Source organism: Nocardia wallacei (assembly GCF_029868745.1).
In the GTDB taxonomy this organism is placed as follows: domain Bacteria; phylum Actinomycetota; class Actinomycetes; order Mycobacteriales; family Mycobacteriaceae; genus Nocardia; species Nocardia wallacei_B.
This window is the reverse complement of sequence record NZ_JARWOP010000218.1, coordinates 19,440-41,881: the sequence shown is the minus strand read 5'-3', so window position 1 is coordinate 41,881 and position 22,442 is coordinate 19,440. Positions and strand designations below refer to the sequence as shown.

Sequence of the window (22,442 nt, the reverse complement as noted above, 5' to 3'; positions counted from 1 at the left end):
CTCTGCGCGGATGCGGGCTGTTAGCGTCGGTGCCAGGAGGTGGCCATGACCGCAGAGCGGCGGTGCGATGTCGACGTGCTGATCGTCGGTTCCGGATTCGGTGGCAGCGTGACGGCGCTGCGGCTGGTGGAGAAGGGTTACCGGGTCGCGGTGGTCGAGGCCGGCCGCCGATTCTCCGATGCCGACTTCGCCGCCACGAATTGGGATCTGCGCCGCTATCTGTGGGCGCCGCGGCTGGGTTGCTATGGGATTCAACGCATTCACCGGCTGCGGGACTGTTTCATCCTCGCGGGCGCGGGCGTCGGCGGCGGGTCGCTCAACTACGCCAACACCCTGTACAAGCCCGGCCCGGCCTTCTTCGGCGATCAGCAGTGGGCCGAAATCACCGACTGGGACGCGGAATTGAGCCCGCATTACGACCAGGCCCGCGCGATGCTCGGCGTGGTCCCCAACCCACACACCACGCCCGCCGACGAGATCATCGAATCGGTGGCGCGCGACATGGGCGTCGGCGACACGTTCGTCCCCACTCCGGTCGGCGTCTACTTCGGTGAGGCCGGAAAGACCGTGCCGGACCCGTATTTCGGCGGCGTCGGCCCCGAGCGCACCGGCTGCGTCGAGTGCGGCGAGTGCATGACCGGCTGCCGGCACGGCGCGAAGAACACCCTCGTGAAGAACTATCTCGGGCTCGCCGAACGCGCCGGCGCCGAGATACACCCGATGACCACCGTGACCGCGCTGCGGCCGCAGCCGGACGGCAGCTGGCGGGTAGACACCCGTCGTACCGGCGCGTGGGTCCGTCGTCGGCCGCGGACGTTCTCGGCCCGCCAGGTGGTGCTCGCGGCGGGCACCTGGGGGACCCAGCAGTTGCTGTTCCGGATGCGCGATTCCGGTGTGCTGCCGCATCTTTCGTCCCGGCTCGGGGTACTCACCCGCACCAACTCGGAGGCCATTCTCGGAGCGGGCCGCACCGAGGTGAATCCCGAGCTGGACCTCACCGCCGGGGTCGCCATCACCTCGTCGTTCCATCCCACCGCCGACACCCACATCGAGCCGGTCCGCTACGGCAAGGGTTCCAACGCGATGGGATTGTTGCAGACCTACCTCGTCGACGGCGGGCGCCGGACACCGCGCTGGGCAAGGGTTTTCGGCACCGCCCTGGCGCATCCGGTGCTGACGGTGCGGTTGCTGCGGACTCGCCGCTGGAGCGAGCGCACCCTGATCCTGCTGGTGATGCAGAGCCTGGACAATTCGATCACCACCTACACCAAGCGCGGGCTGTTCGGCCGCCGCTTCACCAGCAAGCAGGGCTACGGCGAGCCCAATCCGACGTGGATCCCGCCCGGCCACGAGGTGACCCGGCGGGTCTCCGAGAAGCTCGGCGCCACGCCCGGCAGCACCTGGCCGGATGTCTTCGGCGTCCCGATGACGGCGCATTTCATCGGCGGCTGTGTGATCGGCGCCGATGCCGAACACGGCGTCCTCGACCCGTACCACCGGGTCTGGGGTTATCCCACGCTGAGCGTCGTCGACGGCTCGGCGATCTCGGCGAACCTCGGGGTGAACCCCTCGCTGACCATCGCGGCACAGGCCGAACGCGCCGCGTCGCTGTGGCCGAACAACGGTGCGGAGGACACGCGGCCGCCGATGGGCGGGCCCTACCGCCGCATCCCCGCGGTGCTGCCGCGGCAGCCGGTGGTGCCCCCCGGCGCACCCGCGGCCCTGCGCCTGCCGCTGTACGTGGTCCGCGATTCCGCGCCGGACTCGGCCGGACCGCGGGCTACCGGCTGAGTTCGGCGAGCGCGTCGAGGATCAGGCGCCGCGCCTGGCGGCCGTGCACCGCCGAGCGCTTCAGCTCCTCGAACATCCGCGCGTACAGGCCGCATTCGGCGGGCTGGGTGACCTGGATGTTCGCCGTCGGCGTCTCCACCGCGACCAGATCGTCGTCGAAGATCCAGAATCCGGTGGAGGCGACTGCCGCGCGCTCGGTCATGAGCGGGATGATGCCGAGGGAGATGTTGGGCAGGGCCATCAGCTCCAGTAACCGGCCCAGCTGGCCGGCCTGCACCTCCGCGGTGCCGAACCATGTCCGCAGCGCCTGCTCCTCGAGCAGTACGACGAATCGCTTGCCGCCGCGCTGCAGGATCCGCTGTCGTTGCATCCGGACCGCCACCGCGTCCTCGACGTCGTTCGGGGTGCCGAGGAACCGCACCCAGAACGACAGCATCGCCGCGGAGTACTCGGCCGTCTGGAACAGGCCGGGCACGACGTTGTGCTCGTAGACGCGAAACACCTTGGTGCGCTCGTATCTTTCGAGCGTGTGCGCGCCGAGCACGCGCTTCATGCCCGCGCGGCTCTGCCGCCGGAACTCCACGTACGCCTCGTCGACGGTACGCAGGGTGGCGACCAGGTCCGGGATCTGCTCCTCGGCGGCGCACGCGCGGCACCACAGCCGGATGTCGCGGTCGGTGGGTGACTGCACGCCGTTCTCGATCTTCGACACCCGCGCGAAATGCCAGTCGTTGGCGGCGCCGAGTTCGCGGACGGTCAGTCCGGCGGCGTGCCGGAGTTCGCGCAGTCGTCTGCCCAGCGCGCGGCGGGCCTCCTGCGCGCCGCTAGCGGGGCCGGTAGTCACGGTGCGGTACAGCCAGCCGCCACACCGTCTCGAAAGCGGTGCGGCACAAGCGGATATCGTCCGGCGCGGTCGAGGTGGTCTTGCCGGCCGCGTGGCCGTCACCGGTGTAGTGCAGGAAGATCACCAAGCGCTCGTCGAGCAGGTAGAAGTCGTTGCCGGGAATCGCGACGGCGGACACCAGCCGACGGGGGACCCAGCGAATGTCCTCGCCCGCGTCCACCATCGGCTGGGCGATGCTGTGGGACCACCGCTGATAGTCGCTGAGCGGTTCGGAGACGATGCGTGCGCGCCGCACCGTCCGCCCGGCGGCCGCGTGGCCGCGGAGCGTGCCGCACCAGTCCGCCAGCCAACCGAGGTCGTCGGGCTCGCCGTGCGCCCACTTGGCCATGTGTGGCAGTTCCACCGCGGTGCCGTAGGCGTCGCGGGTCTCGAGGTGGGCGGCATCCGACTCGAATTCGGTTAGTAGCCGGTCGAATTCGTCATCGCTGATCGAGGTCACTATCTCCCTGCCCGAAGAACGGAACTAGCCTGTCCGGGATCTCGACGCACGTCTCACCCTCGGGAATGCCCATCCGGGCGAGGGTTTCGGGGTCGGTGACGACCCAGCCCTGCACCACCCAGGACTCGCGGTCGGTGCGGTAGAGCGTCGGCGAGCCCGAAGGGTTCGAGCCCGGATCCTTGGCAACAAACGTCAGACGCATGGCGAGCCCCTACCTACTTGTTGCGAGATGTTGCGAATGTCCACTCATCTTCTCGTCCGGGATGGGACCCGTCAACCTGTCCGGCATCCGGGCGCGCGGCACGCCAGTTGTCCTGTCGCGGCTACATTCTCGGGCCTCGACGCCGCGGTTTCGCAAGCCTGCGAGGCATTTGTCGCAACATTTCGCAACAAGCTTCCCTCCGAAGACATGTCACCCATAACGTTGGTGGCAGCCCATCGCCAGGAAGACGCCGCGAACGGCATCGGCCGGCCGATATCGACACCACGACCGATGCCGAATTGCTTCCTGGCGGTGGGCTCTCCGATGGCCGGACCGATCGAGGGTGGACGATGGTGGTGTTCGACTGGTGGCGCGAAGACGCCGAAAAGCAACAGCCGGAAGACGAGTCGGAGCACGCCGACCGCGTGCGGGCCCGGCGGCGACGCGAGCAGATCCTGGCGGAGGACGCCCGGGCGGCCGATGCGGGCCTGTGGCCCAACGGCTGGCCGCACGAGACTCCCGACCACCCGCTGAGTGTCCACGAGGCGCAGAAGATCATGCAGCGGCATCGCGGCTGCAGCACCGACGAGTGCCGCCGCAAGGCGGCGGCCTGGCAGGCGCTGGTCGAGGCCGGGAAGATCAAACCCGACTCCAGCCGGGTGGTGTAGACACGCTCCCCGGCGCACGGCCGAGATCGATCGGTGTCGGGTGCGAGGCGGTGTGGCTATTGACAGCCCCCGATGGCGGGATGCTATACCTTAGGGGAGGCTTACCTCGTTAGTTGAGGCTAACCTCGCCGACCCCGCCCCCGCGCTATCGAGGCCCGCCGTGTACGTCTGCATCTGCAACGCCGTCTCCGAGAAAGACGTGCACCGCTGTGTCGCCGCGGGCGCCTGCTCGACGCGGCAGGTGAAGAAGGCGTGTGGCTGGCAGCCAGGCTGCGGTTCGTGCACCGCGCGGCTGGCCGAGGTGATCGACCGAGCCCGCGTCGAGGCCCCGGTGACCGCGGTGGCGGAGGCGCCGGCCGCCTGACCCGACACTCAGGTCTGCCTAACCGGGTCGCCGATTGTGAGCTGTGACACGATCACACGCTATGGAAGGCGACAAGGAAATCATCGGGCTGCTCAACGAGCAGTTGACGGCCGAACTCACGGCGATCAACCAGTACTTCCTGCACGCCAAGATGCAGGAGAACTGGGGTTTCACCAAACTCGCCAAGCACACCCGCTACGAATCCATCGATGAGATGAAGCACGCGGAGGTGCTGACCGACCGCATCCTCTTCCTGGAGGGGCTGCCGAACTACCAGAAACTCAACCCGCTGCGCATCGGGCAGACCGTCCCCGAACAGCTGCGCGCGGACCTGCAGATCGAAATGGAGGCGGTCGAGCGCCTGCGCCGCGGCATCGACCTGATGCGCTCCCGCGGCGACGTCACCTCCGCCCGCGTCTTCGAGGCCATCCTGGAAGACGAGGAGCACCACGTCGACTATCTGGAAACCGAACTCGACCTGCTCGAAAAGCTCGGCGAACAGCTGTACCTGCAGCGCTACACCGACACTCCCGAGGGAGACTGACCGCCGCGGGCGAGGTCCCCGACCTCGCCCACTCGGTCACACGGTCGCGGCGGGCAGTGAGCGGGCGAGCTGGGTGCCCGCGTCCTGGGTGCGTTGGAGGATCTGCTGGGTGCCGCTGGCCGCGCGATCGATCTGGTTCAGGAAATAGGTGTCGCGGTGCACGCCGCCGACCGGGACGTCGGCGCCGCGATTGAGCGTGGCGACCGTATTCGCCAGGGCGGTATGGCCTTCGGCCGAGGACGTGGCGGCGACGCGGACGGCGTCGGCGACTCGGCGGTCGTTCGCGGCGGTGGTGGCGACCGTGTCGTCCAGGGACCGGCGGCCCGTGTCGTAGTTGGGAATTCCGCTGCGCTCCTGCGGCGCTCGCAGTGTCGAAGTCGAAGCGACCGGCGCCGCTACGTATTTCGACGCCGGACCGGCCCCGCCGAGCACCGACGACGCGCGGCCGAAGAGGTCCGGCAGCTGGTTGTACAGGTTGTCCACCTGCGGCGCCACCGCACTCGGCTTGTGCAGTGCGGGCAGTTCCTCGGCATTCGTACGCGGCGGACCGTGGTTCAGGATCGAGCGCGCCCATCCGCTGCCGGCGCCGGCCAGCACGGCCTGCGGGATACCGGGCCCCACGGTGTTCTTCAGCTTGGCGAACGTGTTGACCGGTATCCAGCCCGCGCGCGCATCCCGCGCCACCTTCTCCAGCAGCTTCGCGCCCACCTTGCCGCCCAGCCGGCCACCGAGCCCGCCCATCAGGGCGCTGAAGGCGGTGCTGGTGAAGGTGTCCTGCGAATTCTCGCCGTGTACCTTCGCGTTCAGATACCCGCCGATCGCGCCGCCGACCGCGCCGCCGATCATCCCGCCCAGCGGTCCCGGGACCAGGATCGCGCCCGCCACCGGCAGGCCGACTGTCAGGACGACGTCTGCGAAATCCATTGCCGTACCCCACACTCCACAGGCATGCCCCCTATTTTCCCTCTTCCCGCAGCTGGGGATACTGCCGATCGACCGGTGCGACGGCGTGCTTGTCTGATCGTCGTGTGGTCGAAGGCGGTCCGGATCGGTGTCGAGGTGTGCGCGGGGGTGGCGACGCTGGTCGGCGCGGTGGGGGTGGCGCTGCACTTCAGCCCGTCGTGGTCGCGCCTGGTCGTGCTCGCGGCGTCGGGCGCGCCGTATCTGATGTTTGCCGCCCTGGTCGGGGTGGTGGGGTTCGCGGCGGTGCGGAATCGGGTCGGCGCGGCCGTGGCGGTCGTTGTCGTCGTTGCGGCGCTGTGGACGCTCGCTCCGCTGTTCGTCGGGCGCTCGAGCGCGGATGACGGTCCGGGTGTCACGGTCATGCAGGCCAATCTGCTGTTCGACGGCGCCGACCCCCGGGCACTGGTCGACGAGGTGCGGTCACGTGACGTCACCGTGCTGACGGTCGAGGAACTCACCCCGGCGGCGGTCGAGGCGCTGGGCGGGGCGGGACTCGACCGGCTGCTGCCGCACCGATTCGTCGCGCCGGGCCGCAACGCCGCCGGTACCGGGATCTGGAGCGCCTACCCGCTGTCGGACACCGTCGAATACGACGGGTTCGTCCTGAATCAGCTCTCGGCGACGGCGACGATCCCGGACGTGGGTCCGGTCACGGTGTACGCGTTTCATCCGGTGCCGCCGGTATTCGGCACGCAGGTCTGGGGCGACGAATTGGCACGGCTGCGAGACATTCTCGACCGCGCGCCGGACCGTCCCGCGCTCGTCGGCGCCGACTTCAACGCGACCTACGACCACTCGCAGTTCCGGGCGTTCCTCACCGGCCGCTTCGCCGACGCCGCCGAAGAGGCGGGCGCGGGACTGCTCGTCACCTACCCCACCGACAAGCGCTGGCCGCCGCTGATCGGGATCGACCACATCCTCGTCGCCGGTGGACGGGCGGTCGCGGCGGACACGGTGTCGTTGCCCGGCGCGGACCATCGGGCCCTGGTGGCGCGCATCCGATGGTGAGGGCCGTCGTTCACCACCATCGGAGGATGGGCTGTAACTGGCGTTCGAGTTCGGGCGCCAGGGACCGCGAATAGGTGGCGGTGAGGTGGTGCTCGTCGTGATAAAGCAGGACGTTGCCGACCACGACCGGGCAGCTCTCGGGTTCGCAGACGGCATTGCTGAGGTCGATGGGGAAGACGTTCGGGTACGCGGCGGCCGGGACGGCGGCGGGGTTGACCGGGTCGAGGGCGTCGGTGCGGGGCATCCCGCAGCCGATGCGGTCGCCGCCCTGCGCCAGGCAGTCGATGGCGCGGTAGCGAATTCCGTTGCGGCGCAACCACGGTGTGTCGCGCACGGCGACGACGTTGAGGCCGCGCTCCGCGAGCTGGGTCCACACGTCCAGGTAGTCGGCGGGGGTCTCGTCGCCGGTGGTGTCGCGGGGCCGGGTGCCGGTGGTGAACACCCAGTCGGGACGTTCGGCGCCGAGCCGGTCGATCACCTCCCGCGACCAGTCCCGGCAGTCCGGGATGCGCTCGCCCTTGTACATGGTGTCTGCGGAAACAGTCAGCGGGCAGCCCATTTTCAGGTACACGACGATGCGGAACGCGTGCTGCTGTCCCAGCTCGTGTAGCGCCGGTATCCAGTGCTCGGCATGCGAGCTACCCACGACGGCCAGCGTCCGGTGGGCGTCCGGATCACCGTAGGTACAGGTCACGACGTCGCGAGTATCGAAGTCGGCGATGCATCCGTCGCGCGCCGGATAGGCCCGATCCCCGGGCGCCTCGGCGATCGACGGCCGCATCGGGGCGTCGAGGGCCCCGGCGCCCGCGGCCAGCTGTTCGGCGCCGGGATACCGGGCCGGATCGAGCGCACCGACCGGACGCGGCGGATTGGCGCCGACGACCACGATCCAGACCGTGGCGAGCAGCGCGACCGTCACCCCCGCCGCGGAAACCGCCGCCCCGGCCCGGCGGCGATAGATCGCCGGGGTCAGGGGAGCGCCGGCGCGCAGCCGTAGCGGCTGCTCGACGAACCGGAATGTCGCCCACGCCGCCGCCAGCGACAGCGCGATCACTACCAGCCCGTCCCCGATTCCGGCCGTGGGCCGCCCGCGTTCGGCGAGATAGAAGATGAGAATCGGCCAGTGCCACAGGTACAGCGCGTACGCGATGTCGCCGAGCCGGATCATCGGCTGCCAGGTCAGGACCCGGTTGGGCAGGGGGCGGTCCGCCGGTTCCGCGGTGTTTCCGGCGACGATCAGCGCCGCGGCGGCACTCACGGGCAGCAGCGCGGCCGGTCCCGGGAACAGGCCCGCGCCGTCGAGCAACCAGCCGCAGGCGACGACCGCGCCGATGCCGAACACCGCGAGTACGGTCCGGGCCCAGCGCGGCGGGGCCAACCTCGGCGCGACGACGGCGAGCGCGGCCCCGGCGAGCAGTTCCCATGCCCGCGCGACACTGTCGTAATAGCTCCAGCCCTGGTGCGCGCCGGTGCCGTGGGCGGCATACGCGAACGACAGCGCTGCCATTACGGTGACGGCCGTGACCGTGACCCGCGGCAGCGTGCCCGGTTTCGCGACCTTCGCCGCCACGGCGACCAGCACGATCGCGGCCAGATAGAACTGGCCCTGTACCGACATCGACCACAGATGCTGTAGCGGGCTGACCGACGGATCGGCGGCCGCGTAGTTCGACCACGACAGCGCGAGCTGCCAGTTCTGGTAGTAGAACAGCGAGGCCAGCGTCTGACTCGACAGCTCGTTCCACTGCGTGTAGGGCCGCAGCAGCAATGCCGCCGCGACCACCGCCGCCAGCACCGTCACCAAGGCGGGCAGCAGCCGCCGCGCGGTGCGGCGCAGTGTCGCGGCGACGCCCACCGATCCGGCCGTCGCGCGGCGCAGCAACAGTCCGGTGAAGAAGTATCCCGACAGCACCAGGAAGACATCGACGCCACCGGACACCCGGCCGAACCAGATGTGAAATATGACCACCAGAGCGATGGCGACACCACGGAGCCCGTCCAGGTCGTGCCGGTACGTCGCGACTCCCGAGCGTCCCGCCGCCCGGGTTTGCTGGCCGCGTGCGCCGATCGCCATCCGGTCCGGCCGCGCCGTCACCGCAGACGCCGCGCGCCGGGCGCCCGCCGTGTGTCGCTCAGCGTGTCACGGCGGCCCGGTGCGGGATGAACAGCGATCGGAAGGGGCACGACATTTCTCTTACCACGGTGCTCGAACAAGGGTCCAATCCGGCACGGACCGTAGCTGTGAGTTCGCCGACGTTCCGCGCTCGGGTATGGACGGAGTGCTGCACTCCCGCAACAGGGTAACTGCTCATTCGCTACAAACGTGTTACGACCCTGCGTCCTACCACCGTTCACCGCCCGGCAGCGAGGATGGCCCTGCCCTTCGTTCCCGCTTACCGCCCGGCCGTCCGAAAGAAGGCCCGCTGGCGCGATCGGGTGGTCGGGTGCTTCGATCGGGGCATGACCGACAGCACCGTGGAAGCACGCATCGTGTCCGCCGATCGCGAGATCGCCGCCCCCGCCGACCGGATCTTCGAACTCATCGCCGATCCGGCCCGGCAGCCGAGCTGGGACGGCAACGACAATCTGTCGGAAGCCGCTGCGGGACAACGCCCGCACGCCGTCGGCGACGTCTTCGTGACGGCGCTGACCAAGCCGGGCGCGGTCCGGGAGAACCACGTGGTCGAATTCGAGGAGGGCCGCCGGATCGCCTGGCGGCCCGCGGAACCCGGTCAGCAGCCGCCCGGGCACCTGTGGCGCTGGGAGGTCGAGCCCCTCGACGCGGCGCGCACCCGCGTCACCCACACCTACGACTGGACGCGGCTGGCCGACGAGAAGCGTCTCGTCCGCGCCCGCGCCACCACGGCCGACCGCCTGCGCGCGTCCCTGGACAGGCTCGCGGAACTCGCCGAGAACGGCTGACCGCTACTCGGCGGCGCGGTACGTGCGCGCCACGAGAGCCGAGCGCAGATACCACAGCCCGGCCGGCTGGGTGGGATCGAATCCGGTCAGCTGGGCGACTCGCTTCAGCCGGTAGTCGACCGTGTTGGTGTGCACGTGCAGCGCCCGCGCGGTCTGCTGCCGGTTCAAATTGGTGCCGATGTGCTTGCGCAGGGTGCCGAGCAGTTCGGGGTGGTCGTCCAGCACGTCCAGTAGCGCGCCGAGGTATTCGCGCCCCGGCCCGGGCCGGGTGAGCTGATACTCCAGCGCGAGGTTGTCGAAGCGGTAGAGCGCCGGCTGGCAGTGCAGGCGCTGCACCATGTCGAGCAGTTCGTGGGCGCGCCGCGCGGCCGCGGGGATGTCGGCCGCGCTCGCGTCGATCACCGCGGCGGTCACGGGAACCTGCGCGTTGCGCGACAGCACCGCCACGAACTCGTCGAGATCCCCGTCGGCGATAGTGGTCGACGGGATCAGCACCGTGCCGCCGTCGACGCTCAGCAGCGACAGCGCGGTGTCGCCGCAGCGGTCGGCCAGCGCCGCCTGCACCCGCCGCAGCTTGCGCCGCGCCACCACCTGACCGTTCAGCGCGGGATTGCGTTCGTCCGGGTGCGCCGGAACCGCCAGCGCGACAACGTGATACGCCGCGGCGATCTCGATGCCGGATTCCCGCGCCATCACCGAGGTCGGGTGCCCGGCCAGTAGCGCCGAGGTGAGCGTGTGCACCGCGGTGTGGTGTTCGCCGACCACGCCGCGCAATTCCTTGACATAGGCGCGGGACACGGTGGCGTTGATGGTGTCGAGGACGTCCAGCAGGCGTCGCGACGCGCCCTTGAGGCTGTCGAAGTCGTCGGGTGTGGCGCGGTCCAGGATGAGGTCGAAGCCGAGCCGGAAGCCCTCGTGCAGCGCGTGCTGGATGGTGTCGATCGGGATGCCCTCGCGGGCCCAGTTGGCGGCGGCCTGTTCGAGCCGGACCGTCTTGTCGGGGATGTCGGTGCCGTCGAGCATGCTGATCGCCAGCTCCAGGCAGGCGCGGGTGACGGCGGTGATATCGCCGCGCAGCGCGTCGCCGGGCAGCGTCCCGCACGGCGCGACATTGTCCACGAAGTGGCCTACCATCTTCCGAGCCAGCGCCCGCACGTCCTTGAGTGGCGAGGTGACCGGTTGCCCCGAGACGGTCAGGTCGTGGTGCTCGGTGCCGGTAGCCGTCATCGTGGATCCCTTCCGTCGCCGCGCGTCTCGCGTAGCACCTCACGGTAACGCTCCGGTCACAACGGAAAACCCAACTGGCCCAGGTTCTGTGAACGCGCGGGGAGCCGTGCGCCGGAGACTGTGAACGGTCACAAGGCCGCGTGTCCGGCGACGGGTGACGATCCCGGCGATTCCGCGTTCGCGGGCGGTCGCGCGCGTACGGTGTCGTACCGTCGAAGGCAAGGTGTCGCCGGGGAGGAAGGAGTGGTATGAGCGCGGAGCCACACGATGCGGGTCGGTACGGCAGACCCCGTCCCGGTGTGCGCCGGGCCGCCGATGCCGCCCACGATGCCACGGTGCGTGCGGGTTTCGAGTCGGCGCTGTCGGTCGTGCGGGCGGCGGAGGCCGCGGGCGTGACGACGCTGGACTGGTTCGAGTACGCGGCGGTGCACTGCCGCCACAGCGGGGTAGCACTCGATGCCGTGCACCGCGCGGTCGCGGGCGGTATCGCGGACGGCTTGGACGACAACGATGTGCTCGGCGGCGGGCCGGAGCGGGCCGACGCCTCGCTCGCCACGCTGCAGGAACTGCTGACCACCACCGTCGACCGGATCTACCGGGGCTGAGCGGCGGTCGTCGCCGGGCGCCGCGCGAGGTGTTTTGATCGCGGTGCGCGCAACCCGTGAGCGCACCGGGGGTGGTGGGCGAGGGTGAAGCATGACTTCCACCGCTGTGCCTTCCGTGACCGACGCCGAGCTGGACGCGGTCTTCACACCGATCTACGAGCGGATCGCCGTCGGCGCCGTCGATCGCGAGGTCGACCGGCAACTGCCCTACGACGAGGTGGCTCAGTTGCGCGCCGCGCGGTTCGGCGCGCTGCGCGTGCCCGCCGAGTTCGGCGGCTACGGCGCGAGCGTGCGGCAGCTGTTCCGACAGCTGATCGAGCTGGCGGCCGCCGAATCCAATATCCCGCAGGCGTTGCGGGTGCACTTCTCGTTCGTGGAGGATCAACTGCTGGCCGAGCCGGGCCCGGTGCGCGAACGGTGGCTGCGCGCCACCGGGGAGGGAGTACTCGTCGGCAACGCCATCACCGAACCCGGCGTCGGGGCCGTCGACCGCTACCAGACCCGGCTCACGCGCGACGGAGATCGGCTGCTGCTCAACGGCATCAAGTACTACAGCACCGGATCGCTGTACGCCGATCACATCCTCACCGCGGCCGACCGCGACGGCGAGCGGGTCGGCGTGCTGGTCGGAGCGAAGGCCGACGGGGTGCGCCAGCACGACGACTGGGATGGCTTCGGCCAGCGGCTGACCGCCAGCGGCACAACGGAATTCACCGATGTCGTGGTGTCGGAGGAGGATGTCCTCGGGCCCGGCTACGGAGTCGCGGGGCCCACCTACGCGACGGCGTATCTCCAGTTGGTGCAGCTGGCGGTGCTCGCGGGCATCGCCCAGCGCGCCGAACGCGATGCCCGCGAATGGGTCTCGCAGCGCACCCGCACCTACACCCATGCGTCGGCCGACCTGCCCCGGCACGATCCGCTGGTACAGCAGGTGATCGGCCGCCTGTCCGCGGCCGCGTTCGCCGCCCGTGCGAGCGTGCTGGCGGTCGCCGACGTGCTCGACGAGGTGCTGGCCGGTGGCGCGGGCGACGAAAAGGGTTTGGTGGCAGCGGAACTGGCCGCCGCACAGGCGCAGCTGACGGTCATCGACACGGTCCTGGCGGCGACCAGCCAGCTGTTCGAGGTGGGCGGGGCGTCGGTGACCTCCGAGCGGCTGCGGCTGGATCGGCACTGGCGCAACGCCCGTACCATCTCCGTGCACAACCCGGCCATCTTCAAGGCGCGTGCCATCGGCGACCATCTGCTCAACGGCGCGGACCTGCCGTTCGCGTGGAGTGCCGGTGAGCGCAAGACCGAGGGCGGTGCGCGATGACGCGGCGCATCCGGTTCAACGCGTTCGACATGAACTGCGTGGCCCACCAGTCGCCGGGACTGTGGCGCCACCCCGACGACCAGTCGCACCGATACAAGGAACTGAGCTACTGGACCGACCTCGCGGTCCTGCTGGAACAGGGCCGCTTCGACGGCATCTTCATCGCCGATGTGCTCGGCACCTACGACGTGTACGGCGGCAACGACATCGCGGCGCTGCGGCAGGGCGCGCAGATCCCGGTGGCCGATCCGCTGCTACTGGTCTCGGCGATGGCGGCGGCGACGAAACATCTCGGCTTCGGCATCACCACGGGAACCGGGTTCGAGCATCCGTATCCGTTCGCCCGCAGGCTGTCCACACTCGATCATCTCACCGGCGGCCGCATCGGCTGGAACGTCGTGACCGGCTATCTGCCCTCGGCCGCACGCAATTTCGGCGCCGCCGACCAACTCGACCACGACGAGCGCTACAACCAGGCCGACGAGTACCTCGAGGTGCTGTACAAACTGTGGGAAGGCTCGTGGGAGGACGACGCGGTGGTCCGCGACGCCGCTCAGGGGATCTATGTCGACCCGGCGAAGGTGCACCACATCGGGCACCGCGGCCGCCACTACACGGTGCCGGGCATCCATCTGTCCGAGCCGTCGCCGCAGCGCACGCCGGTGATCTACCAGGCGGGCGCGTCGCCGCGCGGGGTGCGGTTCGCGGCCGAGAACGCGGAGGCGATCTTCGTCGCCGCGCCGTCGAAACGCGTGCTCACGCAGACGGTTTCGACCATCCGCGACGCGCTGGAGGCGGCGGGCCGGGACCGGTACGCCGCACGCGTCTACGCCTTGTCCACCATCATCACGGGGCCGACCGACGACGAGGCGCGGCGCAAGCACGAGGAGTACCTGTCCTACGCCAGCATCGAGGGTGGGCTGGTGTTCATGTCGGGCTGGATGGGAATCGACCTGTCCCGCTACGACCTCGACGATCCGATCGGTCAGGTGGAGAGCAATGCCATCCGGTCGGCGGTCGCGGCCTTCCAGGAGTTCGACGACGACGGCCGGGAGTGGACCGTGCGCGACATCGGCCGGTGGGCCGGGATCGGCGGGATCGGGCCGGTCTTCGTCGGTTCCGGCGAGATGGTCGCCGACCGGCTGCAGGAATGGGTGGCCGATACCGATGTCGACGGGTTCAACCTCGCCTACGCCGTGACGCCGGCCTCGTTCGAAGACGTTGTGCGGCACGTGGTTCCGGTCCTGACCGAACGAGGCGCGTATCCGCGGGAGTATGTGCCGGGGACGCTGCGCAACGCGCTGTTCGGCGCCGGTGACCGGCTGCCCCCGGAACATCGCGGCGCGCGATACCGGCTCGGCGGGCCAGGGTCTACAGCATTGCCCGACACCGAGTCCCGTCCGGGCGCCGCGCTCGTGGCGGAGTAGGCGGGTCCAGCTTCAATTGCCGCTCGTTCCAAAGAAGTTCGTCGTTTGCCGAGGCGAACCGATCTATTCCCGCTGATCGCAATACTCCACTGTGCACGCTCCGAACCGGAGGATTTCGCTATGACGACACAACCCCGCTCCGAATCCACCCGCTCGGCCGCGATCATCGGCGCCGGGCAGACCGGTGTCACCGCGGCGCTCGGCCTGCTCGACGCCGGCTTCGATGTCACCGTGTACAGCGACCGCGACCAGCGGTCGCTGCGTGACGACGTGCCCGCCACCGGCACCGCGCTGATCTTCGGTGAGGCGCAGGCCGCCGAGGCCGCGCTGGGCCTCACCAGCTACGCCGACCGCGCGCCGCTGCACACCGGCCTCACCGTCCGCATCGCGGCGCCGGATGCCGAACTCATCGAATTCGACGGCGCCTTCGACGATTACACCGGTCTCGCCGTCGACACCCGGCTCAAGGCCGACGACCGCCTGACCGCCTTCCAGGAGCGCGGCGGCCGGTTCGTGGTCGAGGCGGTGACGCCGGAGAAGCTCGACGGCATCGCGGCCGCGCACGACCTGACGCTGGTCGCCACGGGACGCGGCGGGCTGTCGGAGCTGTTCCCGGTCGACTCGGCACGCACTGTCTACGACGCCCCGCAACGGACCCTGCTGACGGTCACGGTGACCGGACTCGGCTTCGACGAGAACGTCTTCGCCCACCGCAGCCCCGCCGGCGGTGCGCGCAGCGGCTTCTCCATCCGCGCCGACCAGGGCGAGGGCTGGTGGGGACCGTACCTGCACAAGGACGTCGGCCCCAGCTGGGCGTTCCTGGGCTGGGCGCGGCCGGGTAGCGACTGGGAGAAGCGTTTCAGCGCGGCGGATTCCGCCGAATCGGCGCATCGCATCGTGCAGGACCTCTACCGCGACTACCTCGACTGGGACCTGCCCGAGGTGCAGGCCACCCAGGTGATCGCGGAGGACCGGCACTCCTGGTTGAAGGGCGCGGTGCGGCCGGTGTTCCGGGCCGGCCTGGGCCACACCGCCGGTGGCCATCCCGTCGCCGCGCTCGGTGACACCGCCGTCGCCTACGACCCGATCGCCGGGCAGGGCGCGCAGAGCGGGCTCGTGCAGGCGCAGCGCCTGGTCGCGGCCGCCGCGACCCACAGCGGTCCGTTCGACGACGCGTGGATCACCGAGCAGTACAGCGCTTTCCTGGCCGCGCGGGCCGAGGCCGCCGCCCACGTCACCCGCCTGTTCCTCAGCGACCCGGAACTGGCCGACATCGGCAACCTGTTCTTCGCCGCGGCGGCCGTCGACGCCCGGTTCGCCTCCGCGCTGGTCGGGCTGCTGCACCGGCCGCAGCCGTTCCGGGGCATAGAGACCGTGCCCGCCGCCGAGGAATACGTTGCCTCGGTCACGGGTGTGCCCGCGTCGGAACTGCTGGCGCGCTTCGAGCCCGCGGGCCGGTTCTCGCGGTCGGAGTTCGCCGCGCTCACGGCCTCCAGGTAGTCCTCTCGCCGGAGTTCCCGGGGGTGTGCCGGAGTTTCGTGCGGCACACCCCCCGGCCTGCGGCTGTCCGTCCGCGCCGAGGTGCCCAACTCGTTCATGCGTTTGTTCGCCGGGAGTGACATCCACCACTGAATCGGACACGCCGACCGGTTCGGCACGGCGCGCCGAGCGGGCGTGTCCGGGCGTGGACCGACTCCCGAACTGCGGCTTCGTAACGCGCCGACCTGGCGAGAGACAGGCCGGACGGTGCGGTAACCACGCGATCGCCACCGAGCGGCGCACGGCGCGGGGCGGTAGTTTCGGAGTCGAGCCACAGCGCCGGCGAACATTCGGCGACACCGCCGGGACCACCGTCCGGCCAGCGCGATGGCGAGAATGCCTTTATGCTCGGTCGGGTGATCGAGATGTCTACGGACACAAGCAGATTCGCTGTTCCGTCGGTTACCCGTATGTTGCTGTGCGCCGACGGGTCGACCACTCTGCTGCTGGAGGCCCTGGTCGGGCGGCGGCTGTCGGTCGAGGTGCTCGACCAGCACGAGGTGGCCGCCGGTGAGCTGTCCGAGGCGGTGCGCGCGGCGCTGAGCTGCGCCGAGACGGATCAGGTGATTGTGCGCCGGTCGGCGCTGTACGCCGATACCATCGCCGTGTCCGCGAACTCCGTCGTCATCGCCGGATCCGACCGAGGACTCGTCGGGCTGCTCGCTCAGCAGCAGATGCCCATCGGTCACAGCCTGGCGGCGGCCAATCGGCATCTCGGGCGCACGGTGCTGGCGGCCGGGCGGACCATCTGGCCGGCGGACGACGACGCGTGCGGAATCCCCTGCGCGTGTAAGGAAAGCGTGCTGCTGGACCACACCGCGACGGCGGTCGCGTACCTGCACGAGCGGTTCAATCCGGCGTATGTACCGGTCGGGGTGGGCTGATGCGAGTCCTGGTCGTCGGCGCCGGAATCGCCGGCCTCACAACGGCATTGAGCCTGCACGAGCAGGGGATCCGCGCGACGGTCGTGGACAGCGTCCGCACCCTGCGGCCGCTCGGCGTCGGCATCAATCTGCTGCCGCACGCCACCGGGGAACTCGCCGCGCTCGGGCTGGCCGACCGCCTGGGCGAACTGGCCATTCCGACCGCGGAGGTGCTGCACTACGACCGCTTCGGCAATGAGATCTGGCGCGAGCCGCGCGGTGTCGCCGCCGGGCATCGCTGGCCGCAGTACTCCGTGCACCGGGGCGAACTGCAAGACCTGCTGCTGGCCGCGGTGCACGACCGGCTCGGTCCGGACGCGGTGAAAACCGGCCTCCGCTTCGTCGCCGCCGTCGAGACGGACGCGGGTGTGCGCAGCCGACTGCGCGATCGTGACAGTGACGCGGCGGTCGAGCTGGAGACGGATCTGCTGGTCGGCGCGGACGGCCTGCACTCGGCCGTGCGCGCGCAACTGCACCCCGGGGAAGGGCCGCCGCGCGGGAACGGCATCCGGATGTGGCGGGGCGTGACCATGACCCGGCCGTTCCTGTCCGGGGCGTCGATGGCGTTCGCGGGCAGCAATCACGCGGCCAAGTTCGTCGCCTATCCGATTTCGGCGGCTGCCCGGCGCGCGGGGCGGGCGCTGGTGAACTGGGTTGCCGAGGTGCGATTACCCGACGCGGGCGCCGAGGTGGCGGACTGGAATCGCACCGGCCGGGCGGCGGATGTGCTGCCGTTCTACCGGGGCTGGCATTTCGACACCGTGGACATCGAGGAGCTCATCGGCGCGACCGAGCACATCCTCGAGTATCCGATGGTGGATCGGGAACCGTTGCCGCACTGGACTTCCGGGCGCATCACTCTGGTCGGGGACGCCGCGCATCCGATGTACCCGATCGGCTCCAACGGCGGTTCCCAGGCCATTCTCGACGCCCGGACGCTCGCCGCCGAACTCGCCCGCACCGGCGATCCGGAGCGGGGTGCGCTCGCCTACGAGTCCGCGCGCCTGGTCACGGTCAACGAGATCGTTCTCGCCAACCGTGACATGCCGATGGACCGCATCCTCCGCACCGTCGCGGAACGGGCCCCGAGCGGCTTCGACCGGATCGAGGACGTTCTCACCCCGGCGGAGCTGGCCGAGATCACGCAGGGCTACGGCCGCACCAGCACCATCCGCTGAACATCAACGGCGCGCGGCGATCTCGCGGCCGACGGCAGCGACAGTGGACAATCCGGCGGCGATCAGCGGGTGCCGGGCGGCGCCGCGGCGGACGGTGCCGATGATCGTCCGGGCCGGCCGCGGACTACCGTGCAGCGGGACCCGGACCACCGCGTGCTCGTCGGGAATCGGCACCAGCCGGGGCAGCAGGCAGACGCCCAGGCCGTGTGCGACCAGAGCGGACACGGCGAACCATTCCTTGACGTGGTGGGCGATGCGAGGTGTGAAACCCGCTGTGGCGCAGGCCGCGAAGACGACGTCGTGGGTGTCGCCGCCCGGGAAGTCGAGTATCCACGGTTCGGCGGCCGCGTCCCGGAGCGTGACCGAGTCCTGTTGTGCCAGGGGTTGTCCGGTGGGCACCAGGAGATCCTGGACATCGTCGAGCAGCACGTGCTGTTCGAAGCGGGGGTCGTCGACGGGCGGGGTGGTGGCCGTGGGGAATCCGACGGAGATGTCCGCGGCGTCGGCGAGCAGGAGCTGAAAGGCCTCGGTGCTCTCCATCTCGTCCATGGTCGATTCGACTCGCGGATGCTGTTCGCGCAGGCGTGCCACGGCCGGGCCGACGACGGCGGCGATGGCCGAGGACACCCCGGTGAAGCGCAGCGCGCCGGTCAATTCCGTGCCGCCGGAGGCGATGTCGGCGCGGGCGTGCTCCCACTGTTCGGCCAGGATGTCGGCGTGCCGGAGCAATTCCCGTGCGGCCGGGGTGAGCCGCACCCGGCGGCCCTCCTGGCGCAGCAGGTCGACGCCGAGTTCGGCTGCCAGGGAACGGATCTGCTGCGAGACCGCGGAGGGAGTGACGTACAGCGCCGCGGCGGTCGCGGTGACGGTGCCGCGGTCGGCCAGCACCCGCAGGACCTGTAATCGGCGGAGGTCGATCATGTAGGCAATTCTGCACGAACATCGCCGGTATCTTTTGATGGACCTGAATTGTGTGAACCGAGAAGCTGTGGTCATGGTTCCCGCTCCACTGTTCGTCCTGGCCGCCGCGATCTCGACGCAGACCGGGCAGGCGTTCGGCAAGCAGCTGTTCTCGCGGGTGGACCCGCTCGGCGTGGTTGCGCTCCGGCTCGGAATCGCCGCGCTGGTGCTGGTGGCGATCCGCCGCCCGCGCACCCTGCCGCGCGGGCGGCGGTTGCGCACGGTGCTGGCGCTCGGCGTCGCGATCGCCGGAATGAACCTGATCTACCCTGCCCTGCACTATCTCCCGCTCGGAGTGGCCTGCACGCTGCAACTGCTCGGTCCGCTCACGGTGGCGCTGTGCGGTTCCCGCCGACTCGCGGACGCCGGTGCGGTCGTGCTCGCCGTCGCGGGCCTGCTGCTCGTCCGCGATCCCGCCTCTGGCCCCCTGGCCTGGCAGGGTATCGCCCTGGCCCTGCTGTCGGCCGCCTCGATGGGCAGCTACCTGCTGCTCTCCCGCCGCCTCGGATCGGGGCCCGGCAGCCGCCCCCTGCTCGCTCTCGCCGTCGGCGTGGCCGCCCTGCTCGGCCTACCGCCGGGCCTGTACTCGAACGGCGGAACCCTCTTCACCCCCGCCGTCCTGTTCGCCGGTGTCGCCGTCGCAACCCTCTCCGCGGTGATCCCATACTCCCTGGAACTAGCTGCGCTACAACGCATTCCGGCACACCTCGTCGCCACCCTCCTCACCCTCGAACCCGTAGTCGCCGCCCTCACCGGCGCAGTGGTCCTCCACGAGTCCCTCTCCCTGCACCGCTGTCTCGGCATCGCCGCCATCACCACCGCCGCCGCCTGGGCAACCCTGTCCACCACCCGGCGACATCGGCATCAGAAACGCGAACCCGTGGCGAGATCTCGGCGGGGATCGGATCGGGGCGATTCAAACCCTGGTTCGGGAGACGCGGCGGTGTTGAAGTGTGGGGCACGCCGGGCGCATGGTTGCCGCGCCCGGTGGCCTACATCCCGTCTCGACGACAATCGGCTGGAGCAGCAATGACGACCGAGAACATCGCCGATCAGGTGCGGTTCGCCTACTGGGTGCCCAATGTGAGCGGGGGACTGGTCACCAGTGATATCGAGCAGCGTACGAGCTGGGACTTCGAGTACAACAAGAAGCTCGCTCGGACCGCCGAACGCAACGGGTTCGAGTACGCGCTGTCGCAGGTGCGCTACACCGCCTCCTACGGCGCCGAGTTCCAGCACGAGTCGACGTCGTTCAGCCTGGCGCTGCTGGGCGCGACCGAGCGGCTGAAGGTGATCGCGGCCGTGCATCCCGGGTTGTGGCATCCGGCGGTGCTGGCCAAGTTCGGCGCCACCGCGGATCATCTGTCCGGCGGGCGTTTCGCGATCAATGTCGTATCGGGCTGGTTCGCGGGCGAGTTCCAGGCGCTGGGCGAGCCGTGGCTGGAGCACGACGAACGCTACCGGCGCAGCGGCGAATTCCTCGAGGTGATCCGCAAGATCTGGACCGAGGACAACGTGAACTACGGCGGCGACTTCTACCGCATCCGCGACTTCACCCTGAAGCCCAAGCCGCTCAACACCCCGGAACGGCCGAATCCCGAACTGTTCCAAGGCGGTAACTCCACCGCCGCCCGGCGCAACGGCGGCCGCTTCGCCGACTGGTACTTCTCCAACGGCAAGGATTTCGACGGCGTCACCGAGCAATTGGACGATCTGCGCGAGATCGCCCGCGCGCACGACCGCGAGGTGAAGTTCGGCCTGAACGGGTTCATCATCGCGCGCGACACCGAGAAGGAGGCGCACGACACCCTCCGCGAGATCATCGACAAGGCGAATCGCCCTGCGGTGGAAGGGTTCCGGGACGCGGTGCAGCAGGCCGGTGCGTCCACCCGGGACCGGACGGGAATGTGGGCCGACTCCACCTTCGAGGACCTGGTCCAGTACAACGACGGCTTCCGCACCAAACTCATCGGCACGCCCGAGCAGATCGCCGAACGCATCGTCGCCTACCGCGACCGCGGAGTCGATCTGATCCTCGGCGGATTCCTGCACTTCCAGGAGGAGATCGAATACTTCGGTGCGAAGGTGCTGCCGCTGGTGCGGGAGCTGGAGGCCGCCCGCGCACCCGCCGCGGCCGCGAGCCGATGACCGCCGTCACCGCCGAGCGCATCGAGTCGGCCGCGCACGCCCGCGCGGTGGCCCGGCGGCTGGCGGCCGACTTCGCGACGGGCGCCGCCCGCCGCGACCGCGATCGTGAACTGCCGCATCGGGAAATCGATCAGCTGGCGGCGAGCGGCCTACTGGCCGTGACCGTTCCGGCGGAACTCGGCGGTGCGGATCTGCCGCCGAGCGCGGTCGCCGAGGTGGTGCGGATACTGGCGACCGCGGACCCGAATATCGCCCAGATTCCGCACAGCCACTTCGTGTACGTGAATCTGCTGCGGCTGGCCGGATCCGAGGCGCAGCGCCGGCGCTATCTCGGGCAGGTGCTCGGCGGCGGCCGCATCGCCAACGCGCAGTCGGAGCGGACCAGCGCCACGGTCGCCGAGATCGGCACCACCGTGCGGCCGGACGGTGGGCGCTTCCGTGTCGACGGCATCAAATACTATTGCACCGGTTCGCTTTTCGCCGATGTGCTGGCCGTGCTCGCTCGGCTCGACGATCCGGACGAGCGCAGCGGACTGGCCCCGGGGGAGTACGTCGCGTATCTGCCGGCCGAGTCGCCCGGCGTGCGTATCGTCGACGACTGGAACGGCATCGGGCAGCGCACCACCGGCAGCGGCACGGTCTCGTTCGACGGGGTGCTGGTGGATCGCGAGCAACTGGTGGCCCGCTCGGCCGCCGTGCGCGCCCCCACCGGATACGGCGCCTTCGCGCAGTTGCTGCACGTCGCCATCGACGCCGGCATTGCCCGCGGCGCCCTCACCGCCGCAACGGATTTCGCGCGCACCAGCAGTCGCCCGTGGTTCGAGGCGAAAGTCGAGCGGGCGATCGACGACCCGCTGCTGATCCAGCGATTCGGCGAACTGGCGGTATCGGTGACGGCCGCCGAGGCGACGCTGGCGGCGGCCGCTGCCGCGGTCGACGCGGCGGTCGGTGCGAGCGACACCGGCGCGGCGGCGCCGGAAGACACCCCCTCGGATCCCGTCGCGGCCGCCTCGCTCGCGGTCGCGGCGGCCAAGATCATCGCCGACCGCGCCGCCACCGAGGTCTCCGCCGCCTTGTTCGAGGTCTCCGGAACCCGCAGCGCCGCAGCCGATCTCAACCTCCACCACTTCTGGCGCAACGCCCGCACCCACACCCTCCACGACCCCGTGCGCTGGAAGTACCACCATGTGGGCCGCGCCCTGCTGCACGACACCGCGCCTCCACTACACGGGCTGATCTGAGCCGTACCTCGTCCAGGCAGGGGGAGCGGTAGTCCTCACAGTCATTCCGGCGGTGGTCCTCGCGGTCATGCCGGCGG

22 protein-coding genes are annotated in these 22,442 nt (G+C 70.1%); 15 read left to right on the top strand and 7 right to left on the bottom strand.

The genetic code is table 11. From position 1 onward, the window contains the following. The first annotated feature begins 45 nt into the window (after positions 1-45). Positions 46-1,791 (top strand): GMC family oxidoreductase, encoded by a 1,746-nt coding sequence (locus tag QH470_RS18375; RefSeq protein WP_280273610.1) that lies wholly within the window; start codon positions 46-48, stop codon positions 1,789-1,791. Here QH470_RS18375 and QH470_RS18370 read toward each other — a convergent pair. The 3 genes from QH470_RS18370 to QH470_RS18360 are packed head-to-tail and all read right to left on the bottom strand — an operon-like array spanning position 1,781 to position 3,336. Beyond that, a complete protein-coding gene (locus QH470_RS18370) occupies positions 1,781-2,635 on the bottom strand; it encodes a DUF5753 domain-containing protein (protein WP_280273609.1) in 855 nt (284 codons plus the stop codon). The genes QH470_RS18375 and QH470_RS18370 overlap by 11 nt on opposite strands. Beyond that, positions 2,616-3,134, bottom strand: coding sequence for a DUF6879 family protein (locus QH470_RS18365; RefSeq protein ID WP_280273608.1), 519 nt, complete (start codon positions 3,132-3,134; stop codon positions 2,616-2,618). The genes QH470_RS18370 and QH470_RS18365 overlap by 20 nt, the downstream gene beginning before the upstream one ends. Beyond that, positions 3,115-3,336, bottom strand: a complete 222-nt coding sequence (locus tag QH470_RS18360; RefSeq protein ID WP_280273607.1) for a hypothetical protein — start codon at positions 3,334-3,336, stop codon at positions 3,115-3,117. Before QH470_RS18360 ends, QH470_RS18365 begins: the two co-directional genes overlap by 20 nt. 350 nt (positions 3,337-3,686) lie before the next feature. Here QH470_RS18360 and QH470_RS18355 point away from each other — a divergent pair, with 350 nt between their 5' ends. From QH470_RS18355 to bfr, 3 genes are all read left to right on the top strand, one after another. Next, positions 3,687-4,004 (top strand): hypothetical protein, encoded by a 318-nt coding sequence (locus QH470_RS18355; protein WP_280273606.1) that lies wholly within the window; start codon positions 3,687-3,689, stop codon positions 4,002-4,004. A gap of 160 nt (positions 4,005-4,164) precedes the next feature. After that, positions 4,165-4,368, top strand: a complete 204-nt coding sequence (locus QH470_RS18350; RefSeq protein ID WP_280273605.1) for a (2Fe-2S)-binding protein — start codon at positions 4,165-4,167, stop codon at positions 4,366-4,368. Positions 4,369-4,429: 61 nt separating this feature from the next. After that, a complete protein-coding gene (gene bfr / locus QH470_RS18345) occupies positions 4,430-4,912 on the top strand; it encodes a bacterioferritin (RefSeq protein ID WP_280273604.1) in 483 nt (160 codons plus the stop codon). A gap of 36 nt (positions 4,913-4,948) precedes the next feature. Here the strand turns inward: bfr and QH470_RS18340 are convergent, their stop codons facing one another. Next, positions 4,949-5,836 carry a hypothetical protein gene (locus QH470_RS18340; RefSeq protein ID WP_280273603.1) on the bottom strand — a complete coding sequence of 296 codons (888 nt, stop codon included), beginning with the start codon at positions 5,834-5,836 and terminating at the stop codon, positions 4,949-4,951. Positions 5,837-5,911: 75 nt separating this feature from the next. Between QH470_RS18340 and QH470_RS18335 the strand changes: the two genes are divergently transcribed. Continuing rightward, the gene (locus tag QH470_RS18335) at positions 5,912-6,883 is read left to right on the top strand and encodes an endonuclease/exonuclease/phosphatase family protein (RefSeq protein ID WP_280273602.1); all 972 of its coding nucleotides are present in this window, start codon (positions 5,912-5,914) and stop codon (positions 6,881-6,883) included. 10 nt (positions 6,884-6,893) lie between these two features. Here the strand turns inward: QH470_RS18335 and QH470_RS18330 are convergent, their stop codons facing one another. After that, on the bottom strand, positions 6,894-8,957 hold the full coding sequence (locus tag QH470_RS18330; protein WP_280273630.1) for an acyltransferase family protein: 2,064 nt from the start codon (positions 8,955-8,957) through the stop codon (positions 6,894-6,896). 386 nt (positions 8,958-9,343) lie between these two features. Between QH470_RS18330 and QH470_RS18325 the strand changes: the two genes are divergently transcribed. Then, positions 9,344-9,805 carry an SRPBCC family protein gene (locus QH470_RS18325; protein WP_280273601.1) on the top strand — a complete coding sequence of 154 codons (462 nt, stop codon included), beginning with the start codon at positions 9,344-9,346 and terminating at the stop codon, positions 9,803-9,805. A gap of 3 nt (positions 9,806-9,808) precedes the next feature. Here QH470_RS18325 and QH470_RS18320 read toward each other — a convergent pair whose 3' ends face one another. After that, complete coding sequence (locus QH470_RS18320) at positions 9,809-11,032, bottom strand: RsbRD N-terminal domain-containing protein (protein ID WP_280273600.1); 1,224 nt, start codon at positions 11,030-11,032, stop codon at positions 9,809-9,811. Positions 11,033-11,280: 248 nt separating this feature from the next. Here QH470_RS18320 and QH470_RS18315 point away from each other — a divergent pair, with 248 nt between their 5' ends. From QH470_RS18315 to QH470_RS18290, 6 genes are all read left to right on the top strand, one after another. Beyond that, positions 11,281-11,637 (top strand): hypothetical protein, encoded by a 357-nt coding sequence (locus QH470_RS18315; RefSeq protein WP_280273599.1) that lies wholly within the window; start codon positions 11,281-11,283, stop codon positions 11,635-11,637. 91 nt (positions 11,638-11,728) lie between these two features. Beyond that, positions 11,729-12,949 (top strand): acyl-CoA dehydrogenase family protein, encoded by a 1,221-nt coding sequence (locus QH470_RS18310; RefSeq protein ID WP_280273598.1) that lies wholly within the window; start codon positions 11,729-11,731, stop codon positions 12,947-12,949. Beyond that, entirely contained in the window at positions 12,946-14,376 is a 1,431-nt protein-coding gene (locus tag QH470_RS18305) for an LLM class flavin-dependent oxidoreductase (protein ID WP_280273597.1), read from the top strand. Before QH470_RS18310 ends, QH470_RS18305 begins: the two co-directional genes overlap by 4 nt. A gap of 120 nt (positions 14,377-14,496) precedes the next feature. Further along, the gene (locus QH470_RS18300; protein ID WP_280273596.1) at positions 14,497-15,876 is read left to right on the top strand and encodes a styrene monooxygenase/indole monooxygenase family protein; all 1,380 of its coding nucleotides are present in this window, start codon (positions 14,497-14,499) and stop codon (positions 15,874-15,876) included. Positions 15,877-16,280: 404 nt separating this feature from the next. Continuing rightward, positions 16,281-16,799, top strand: a complete 519-nt coding sequence (locus QH470_RS18295) for a chorismate--pyruvate lyase family protein (RefSeq protein ID WP_280273595.1) — start codon at positions 16,281-16,283, stop codon at positions 16,797-16,799. Then, the gene (locus QH470_RS18290; RefSeq protein WP_280273594.1) at positions 16,799-18,016 is read left to right on the top strand and encodes a flavin-dependent oxidoreductase; all 1,218 of its coding nucleotides are present in this window, start codon (positions 16,799-16,801) and stop codon (positions 18,014-18,016) included. Before QH470_RS18295 ends, QH470_RS18290 begins: the two co-directional genes overlap by 1 nt. 3 nt (positions 18,017-18,019) lie before the next feature. Here the strand turns inward: QH470_RS18290 and QH470_RS18285 are convergent, their stop codons facing one another. Then, positions 18,020-18,937, bottom strand: a complete 918-nt coding sequence (locus QH470_RS18285) for a LysR family transcriptional regulator (protein WP_280273593.1) — start codon at positions 18,935-18,937, stop codon at positions 18,020-18,022. Positions 18,938-19,010: 73 nt separating this feature from the next. Between QH470_RS18285 and QH470_RS18280 the strand changes: the two genes are divergently transcribed. From QH470_RS18280 to QH470_RS18270, 3 genes are read left to right on the top strand one after another with little or no spacing between them, the layout of a single operon-like run. Further along, positions 19,011-20,009, top strand: coding sequence for an EamA family transporter (locus tag QH470_RS18280; protein WP_280273592.1), 999 nt, complete (start codon positions 19,011-19,013; stop codon positions 20,007-20,009). Next, positions 20,006-21,124, top strand: a complete 1,119-nt coding sequence (sfnG, locus tag QH470_RS18275; protein WP_280273591.1) for a dimethylsulfone monooxygenase SfnG — start codon at positions 20,006-20,008, stop codon at positions 21,122-21,124. The genes QH470_RS18280 and sfnG overlap by 4 nt, the downstream gene beginning before the upstream one ends. Beyond that, on the top strand, positions 21,121-22,365 hold the full coding sequence (locus QH470_RS18270; RefSeq protein ID WP_280273590.1) for an SfnB family sulfur acquisition oxidoreductase: 1,245 nt from the start codon (positions 21,121-21,123) through the stop codon (positions 22,363-22,365). The genes sfnG and QH470_RS18270 overlap by 4 nt, the downstream gene beginning before the upstream one ends. Positions 22,366-22,442 lie beyond the last annotated feature (77 nt).

Bases quoted from the DNA above. Each gene is read 5' to 3' on its own strand.
- QH470_RS18375 (WP_280273610.1), top strand. From the start codon at position 46: ATGACCGCAGAGCGGCGGTGCGATGTCGACGTGCTGATCGTCGGTTCC.
- QH470_RS18360 (WP_280273607.1), bottom strand. From the start codon at position 3,336: ATGCGTCTGACGTTTGTTGCCAAGGATCCGGGCTCGAACCCTTCGGGC.
- QH470_RS18355 (WP_280273606.1), top strand. From the start codon at position 3,687: ATGGTGGTGTTCGACTGGTGGCGCGAAGACGCCGAAAAGCAACAGCCG.
- bfr (WP_280273604.1), top strand. From the start codon at position 4,430: ATGGAAGGCGACAAGGAAATCATCGGGCTGCTCAACGAGCAGTTGACG.
- QH470_RS18340 (WP_280273603.1), bottom strand. From the start codon at position 5,836: ATGGATTTCGCAGACGTCGTCCTGACAGTCGGCCTGCCGGTGGCGGGC.
- QH470_RS18330 (WP_280273630.1), bottom strand. From the start codon at position 8,957: ATGGCGATCGGCGCACGCGGCCAGCAAACCCGGGCGGCGGGACGCTCG.
- QH470_RS18325 (WP_280273601.1), top strand. From the start codon at position 9,344: ATGACCGACAGCACCGTGGAAGCACGCATCGTGTCCGCCGATCGCGAG.
- QH470_RS18320 (WP_280273600.1), bottom strand. From the start codon at position 11,032: ATGACGGCTACCGGCACCGAGCACCACGACCTGACCGTCTCGGGGCAA.
- QH470_RS18315 (WP_280273599.1), top strand. From the start codon at position 11,281: ATGAGCGCGGAGCCACACGATGCGGGTCGGTACGGCAGACCCCGTCCC.
- QH470_RS18310 (WP_280273598.1), top strand. From the start codon at position 11,729: ATGACTTCCACCGCTGTGCCTTCCGTGACCGACGCCGAGCTGGACGCG.
- QH470_RS18305 (WP_280273597.1), top strand. From the start codon at position 12,946: ATGACGCGGCGCATCCGGTTCAACGCGTTCGACATGAACTGCGTGGCC.
- QH470_RS18300 (WP_280273596.1), top strand. From the start codon at position 14,497: ATGACGACACAACCCCGCTCCGAATCCACCCGCTCGGCCGCGATCATC.
- QH470_RS18295 (WP_280273595.1), top strand. From the start codon at position 16,281: ATGTCTACGGACACAAGCAGATTCGCTGTTCCGTCGGTTACCCGTATG.
- QH470_RS18290 (WP_280273594.1), top strand. From the start codon at position 16,799: ATGCGAGTCCTGGTCGTCGGCGCCGGAATCGCCGGCCTCACAACGGCA.
- QH470_RS18285 (WP_280273593.1), bottom strand. From the start codon at position 18,937: ATGATCGACCTCCGCCGATTACAGGTCCTGCGGGTGCTGGCCGACCGC.
- QH470_RS18280 (WP_280273592.1), top strand. From the start codon at position 19,011: ATGGTTCCCGCTCCACTGTTCGTCCTGGCCGCCGCGATCTCGACGCAG.
- sfnG (WP_280273591.1), top strand. From the start codon at position 20,006: ATGACGACCGAGAACATCGCCGATCAGGTGCGGTTCGCCTACTGGGTG.
- QH470_RS18270 (WP_280273590.1), top strand. From the start codon at position 21,121: ATGACCGCCGTCACCGCCGAGCGCATCGAGTCGGCCGCGCACGCCCGC.